Origin of the sequence: Neisseria sp. P0014.S009, from assembly GCF_051958155.1 — a bacterium.
In the GTDB taxonomy this organism is placed as follows: Bacteria; Pseudomonadota; Gammaproteobacteria; order Burkholderiales; family Neisseriaceae; genus Neisseria; species Neisseria flavescens_C.
Window position 1 is genome coordinate 1 of sequence record NZ_JBQCVS010000126.1, and the last position, 272, is coordinate 272.

The 272-nt window shown below is 36.8% G+C and carries 1 pseudogene; it reads right to left on the reverse strand.

The window, feature by feature from the left end:
* Window positions 1-272, reverse strand: a pseudogene (locus ACTHS4_RS11975) (hypothetical protein); the annotation flags it as partial.

The window sequence follows — 272 nt, forward strand, 5'->3', positions numbered from 1 at the left end:
GGCAGTTATTATTTTTTCCACCCTCTTTAAACATTGCCATTGGCCATTCATCCCTATCTTTACCTTTTTGACACTTATGGCCTTTTAAACTCTCTCTTCTCCGTTTTTTGACTTTTTTCTTATTCGCAGAGCCACTTCGTTGTAATGTTACGATATCAGGGCATCCTTTCTTAATAGCATCACGAATATGTCCAGCAGTTTCAGGATATACTTTACTGTCCAATGTAAGAGTTACCATATTATTTTTCAAGGCAGAAACACTAGTTCCCAAT